The following is a 275-nucleotide window of genomic DNA, read 5'->3' as shown; positions in this document are numbered from 1 at the left end:
GTCGGATTGGCGGCCGGTATCGCAAATCCGGTTCTGGCCGAAGACAGCAAGACGCTGCCGATTGCCGCGCAGATGTACACCCTGCGCAACGCCGGAACGCTGGAAGAGCAGCTTGCCATCCTCAACCGTGCCGGTGTTTCGGCCGTTGAAACGGTGGATATGCAGAAGGTCAGCGCCAGCGAGCTGAACGCGCTTCTGGAAAAGCACAGGATCAAGGTCATTTCCTCGCATGTGCCGATCGACAAGCTTCGCGGCAATCTCGATGAGGTCATCAC

At 58.9% G+C, this 275-nt stretch carries 1 protein-coding gene; it reads left to right on the top strand.

All coding sequences use genetic code 11. From position 1 onward, the window contains the following. The coding region (locus SB816_RS31440) for a hypothetical protein (RefSeq protein WP_410548176.1) at positions 1-275 on the top strand (275 nt) is incomplete at both ends.

It is taken from the genome of Achromobacter sp. SIMBA_011 (genome assembly GCF_046535435.1).
Classification (GTDB): Bacteria; Pseudomonadota; Gammaproteobacteria; order Burkholderiales; family Burkholderiaceae_B; genus Achromobacter; species Achromobacter dolens.
This window is presented reverse-complemented; position numbering and strand designations above follow the sequence as displayed.